The following is a 4,468-nucleotide window of genomic DNA, read 5'->3' on the forward strand; positions in this document are numbered from 1 at the left end:
TGGCGCTAAGCTATAAGGCCTGAGCCTAGGCGAATCCCCATCGTGCCCCGCCATCCGCGCGACGACCGGGATCGCTGGCAGATCGTCGCGGACCGGGCGCCAACGCGCCGCGGCGAAGGCGCCTACCCGACGCCAAGGAAGCGGCGAAGCTCCGGCGTCTTCGGGTCCGCGAAGATCTCGGCGGGAGGTCCGATCTCGTGGACGCGGCCCTCGTGCATGAAGACGACGCGCGAGCAGACGTCCCGCGCGAACGCCATCTCGTGCGTCACCATCATCAGCGTCATGCCCTCCGCCGCGAGCTCGCGCACGACGGTCAGCACCTCGGCGACGAGCTCGGGGTCGAGCGCGGAGGTGATCTCGTCGCAGAGAAGCGCGATCGGCTCCATGGCGAGCGCCCGGGCGATGGCGACGCGCTGCTGCTGGCCGCCGGACAGCTGGTCGGGATAGGCGTCGAACTTGTGCGCGAGCCCGACGCGTTCCAGCTGCCGGCGCGCCATGGCCTCGGCCGCGGGCTTCCCGACCTTCTTCACCACCATCTGGCTCAGCATAACGTTCCCCCCGGCGGTCAGATGGGGGAACAGGTTGAACTGCTGGAAGATCATGCCGACCTTCAGCCGCAGCGCCTTCAGATGCGTCTCGTCGGGCAGGAGTTGGGCCCCCGCCACCCCGATCGAGCCGTCGTCGATCATCTCCAGCCCGTTGATGCAGCGCAGGAGTGTCGACTTGCCCGACCCGCTCTTGCCGATGATCGCGACGACCTCGCCCGGCTCCACGTCGAGATTGATCCCCTTGAGCACCTCGTTGGTGCCGAAGCTCTTCCTGACCTCAGTGACCGCGATGAGCGACATTGAGTTTCCTTTCGAGGATCTGTGAGGACTTCGACAGCGGCCAGCAAAGCGCGAAATAGACGAGCGCGACGAGGCCGTAGACTGTGAAGGGCTGGAAGGTGGCGTTGGTGACGATCGTGCCGGCCTTCGACAGCTCGGTGAAGCCGATGATCGAGGTCAGCGCCGTGCCCTTCACGATCTGCACGGAGAATCCGACCGTCGGCGGCACCGCGACGCGCAGCGCCTGGGGCAGGATCACCCATCGCATCTGCTGCAGCCGGCCCATGCCCAAGCTGGCGGAGGCTTCCCACTGCCCCTTGGCGACGGCGTCCACGCATCCCCGCCAGATCTCGGCGAGAAAGGAGGCGGACCAGAGGATGAGGGCGGCGCCCGCGGCCAGCCAAGCGGGAACGTCGACGCCGAAGAGGCCGAGGCCGAAGAAGGCAAGGAAGAGCTGCATCAGGAGCGGCGTGCCCTGGAAGAGCTCGACATAGCCCGTTGCCAGACCGCGAAGGCCCTTCGATTTCGAGATGCGCATAAAGAGGATCGCGAGCCCGACAGCGGCGCCGCCGAGAAAGGAGACGAGCGAGAGGACCACCGTCCAGCGCGCCGCGAGGAGCAGGTTGCGCAGGATGTCCCAGGTCGAGAAGTCGGTCATGCGGCCAGCCTCCGGGGAAAGATCCGTCGCCCGATCAAGCCCATCGCCTGCCGCGCGAGGATGGCGAGCGCGAGATAGGTCAGCGTCGAGACCGCGTAGGTCTCGAAGGCGCGGAAGTTTCGCGACTGGATGAAGTTGGCGGCGAAGGTGAGGTCCTCCACGGCGATCTGCGAGACCACGGCCGAGCCGAGCATGACGATGACGACCTGGGAGGAAAGCGCCGGCCAGATGCGCTGCAGCGAGGGCACGAGCACGACGTGCCGGAAGGTCTCGAAGGGCGTCATCGCGAGACTGCTGCCGGCCTCGAACTGGCCCTTCGGCGTCGCCTGTATGCCGGCGCGCATGATCTCGCAGCCATAGGCGCCGAGATTAATCGTCATGGCGATGTAGGCGGCCGTCGTCTCGCCCATCTGGACGCCCGCGGCGGGCAGCCCGAAGAAGATGAAGAAGAGCTGGATCAGGAACGGCGTGTTGCGGATCAGCTCGACATAGGCGGCGACGACGACGCGCAGCGGCTTCGGTCCGAGCGAGCGCATCCAGGCGCAGGCGAGACCGAGCGCCAGTCCCGCCGCGCCTCCGACGAGGATGAGCTGCACCGTGATCCTCACGCCATGGAGGAGCACCGGCCAGTATCCGGCGAGCCAGCTGAAGTCGAACTGATAGGGCATGGAGCGCGACCCGCAAAAGAGGGTGGTAGGGCGTCCGCCGGGCTGGAACCGGGCGGAACGGGGTCTCCGGCGCGCTCGGCGCCGGAGATCGGCCGATCAGAGGTCGCCGGGGAGATCCATCTTCAGCCACTTCTGCGAGATGGCGTTCAGCGATCCGTCGGCCTTGGCGGCGGCGATGATCTCGTCGACCTTGGCCTTCAGCGCCTCTTCGCCCTTCGACAGGCCGATGTAGCAGGGCGAGTTCTTGATGAGGAACTTCATCTCGGGACGCTTGGGTGGATTGCGCTCGATGATCGCGGCGGCCACCACGTTGCCGGTGGCGACGAGTTCGACCTGACCCGAGAGGAAGGACGAGATCGTGCCGTTGTTGTCCTCGTAGCGCTTGATCGTGGCGTCGGAGGGCGCAATCTTGGTCAGCTCCAGATCCTCGACCGCGCCGCGCGTGACGCCGATCGTCTTGCCCGAGAGCGCCGCGGCATCGGCGGCGGCGACGTCGGCGGGGCCGAACACGCCATTGTAGAACGGCGCATAGGCCGTGGTGAAGTCGATCACCTTCTCGCGGTCCGGGTTCTTGCCAAGTGAGGAGATCACGAGATCGACCTTGCCCGTCTGGAGGAAGGGCACGCGGTTGGCGGAGGTGACGGGCGTCAGTTCGACCGTCACGCCGAGCGTCTTGGCGATCAGCGTCGCCATGTCGATGTCGTAGCCCTGCGGGGCCATATCGACGCCGACCGAGCCGAAGGGCGGGAAGTCCTGGGGAACGGCGACGCGCAGCGTGCCGCGCGCCGTGATGTCGGCGAGGGCGTCGGCCCGCGCGGGCCCGGCGCCGACGAGGCCGGCGGCGAGGCCGAGGGCGGCGATGGCGGTCATGACGTGGCGGCGGTCGATCATCTCTGGTTCTCTCGGTTGGGAATGGTGGGGTTGCGAACCGCCGCGCGGCGGCGGACGGCGCGGGTGGAGGGGGTGGTGGCCGGCGAGGACCCGGGTGCCGCGAGCGGCAGGTCGAGCGAACGGCGCAGGTCGCAGAGCGGATCGCGCGTCAGGTCGAGCCGCAACCCGGCCTCGACCTCGTCGAGATGGCGCACGGCGAGCGAGGCGGCTTCCTCCCGGTCTCCGGCCCGCACGGCCTCGAAGATCAGGCAGTGGCCGCGATGCGACTCTTCGGCGTGCTCCTCGGATTGGTAGAGCATCGAGATGAGGATGGTCCGCGCCGTGAGATCGCGCAGGATATCGGCGAGGACGGGATTGCCGAAGTGCGCGGCGAGGCGGATGTGGAAGTCGCCCATAAGGCAGATGAGGGTCGGCCCATCGCCGGCGGCGAGCGCCGCCCGCTCCTGCTCCAGATGTTCGACGATCGCGGCGAGGCGTTCGGGGGCAGGCGCGGGACCGATCGCCCGCATCAGGCCGGCTTCCACGACGCGCCGCGCCTGAAAGACTTGACGGGCTTCGTCCGCCGAGGGTTCCCGCACGAACCACCCCCGCCGCGGCCGGACCTCGACGATGAGGCGTGCCTGCAGGCGCATCATCGCTTCGCGCACGAGCGTGCGCGACACGCCGAACAGCGCGGCGAGCTCGGCCTCACCGAGCCGTGAGCCGGGCCCGACGCGATGCGCGAAGATCGAGGCCAGGATGGTGTCCTCGATCGGTCGGTTGGGCTGCAATGTGGTGGACCAGATTTGCATACAAACGTTCAGGCAAGCGCCGTGCCAAAAACTCTCGCCGGAAACGACCGATTCAAAGAAGGGATCGAAGCGAGCCCGACCGTTACAGGGGCAGTTGCAGCATATTTGGTCAGTTTTATAAGCATATAATCAGACTTACGACGTAAATCGGAAGCGGCAGGTGAAACCCGATGCAACGATCGGGATCACCGTCCAAGGTTCGACGCTTCCGTCGAGGGGCCATCGTCTGTCGGCAATGCAGGCTTCCGGTTCGGCGTTTTCGTCGAAGCCGTCGATCGCCGCTTGGATCGGGGAGGGCGCAGCACGGCCGTTCCGGACGTCGAACCCGGTGCGGGCCCGCAGGCCGATATCGGTATCGGCGTCATCGCAGACGCTTGCCGTCAGGCTCGAACAGCACGACTTCGGCGGGCTCTGTTGCAAAGTATTTGGCGTGTAGAAATTCGTCTACTCCTTCAATTATCGACCACCAATCACGTCCGAAACTTGGCGTCAGGGATCGGCTGAATTTACGACAACTAGTTAAATGGGATGCGGACAGGTCTCAGCGTGGACGGATTTTTAACGTCCCGGCAACCGAAAAATTTTAACAACAGAGTCCTGCGAGCTTGGCTCAGGCCTTATAGCTTAGCGCCC

The 4,468-nt window shown here is 66.3% G+C and carries 5 protein-coding genes; all 5 read right to left on the reverse strand.

The annotated features are described in order from the left end of the window. Positions 1–122: 122 nt before the first annotated feature. Positions 123–848 carry an amino acid ABC transporter ATP-binding protein gene (locus AUL33_RS21295; RefSeq protein ID WP_062213324.1) on the reverse strand — a complete coding sequence of 242 codons (726 nt, stop codon included), beginning with the start codon at positions 846–848 and terminating at the stop codon, positions 123–125. After that, positions 826–1,485, reverse strand: coding sequence for an amino acid ABC transporter permease (locus AUL33_RS21300; protein ID WP_062213327.1), 660 nt, complete (start codon positions 1,483–1,485; stop codon positions 826–828). The genes AUL33_RS21295 and AUL33_RS21300 overlap by 23 nt, the downstream gene beginning before the upstream one ends. Further along, complete coding sequence (locus AUL33_RS21305) at positions 1,482–2,153, reverse strand: amino acid ABC transporter permease (protein WP_062213329.1); 672 nt, start codon at positions 2,151–2,153, stop codon at positions 1,482–1,484. Before AUL33_RS21305 ends, AUL33_RS21300 begins: the two co-directional genes overlap by 4 nt. 96 nt (positions 2,154–2,249) lie before the next feature. Further along, on the reverse strand, positions 2,250–3,044 hold the full coding sequence (locus tag AUL33_RS21310) for a transporter substrate-binding domain-containing protein (protein ID WP_062213332.1): 795 nt from the start codon (positions 3,042–3,044) through the stop codon (positions 2,250–2,252). Then, positions 3,041–3,835 carry a GntR family transcriptional regulator gene (locus tag AUL33_RS21315; protein WP_062213336.1) on the reverse strand — a complete coding sequence of 265 codons (795 nt, stop codon included), beginning with the start codon at positions 3,833–3,835 and terminating at the stop codon, positions 3,041–3,043. The genes AUL33_RS21310 and AUL33_RS21315 overlap by 4 nt, the downstream gene beginning before the upstream one ends. Between the last annotated feature and the right edge of the window lie 633 nt (positions 3,836–4,468).

Origin of the sequence: Aureimonas sp. AU12, from assembly GCF_001463705.1 — a bacterium.
Taxonomy (GTDB): Bacteria; Pseudomonadota; Alphaproteobacteria; order Rhizobiales; family Rhizobiaceae; genus Aureimonas.

Bases quoted from the DNA above. Each gene is read 5' to 3' on its own strand.
- AUL33_RS21295 (WP_062213324.1), bottom strand. From the start codon at position 848: ATGTCGCTCATCGCGGTCACTGAGGTCAGGAAGAGCTTCGGCACCAAC.
- AUL33_RS21300 (WP_062213327.1), bottom strand. From the start codon at position 1,485: ATGACCGACTTCTCGACCTGGGACATCCTGCGCAACCTGCTCCTCGCG.
- AUL33_RS21305 (WP_062213329.1), bottom strand. From the start codon at position 2,153: ATGCCCTATCAGTTCGACTTCAGCTGGCTCGCCGGATACTGGCCGGTG.
- AUL33_RS21310 (WP_062213332.1), bottom strand. From the start codon at position 3,044: ATGATCGACCGCCGCCACGTCATGACCGCCATCGCCGCCCTCGGCCTC.
- AUL33_RS21315 (WP_062213336.1), bottom strand. From the start codon at position 3,835: ATGCAAATCTGGTCCACCACATTGCAGCCCAACCGACCGATCGAGGAC.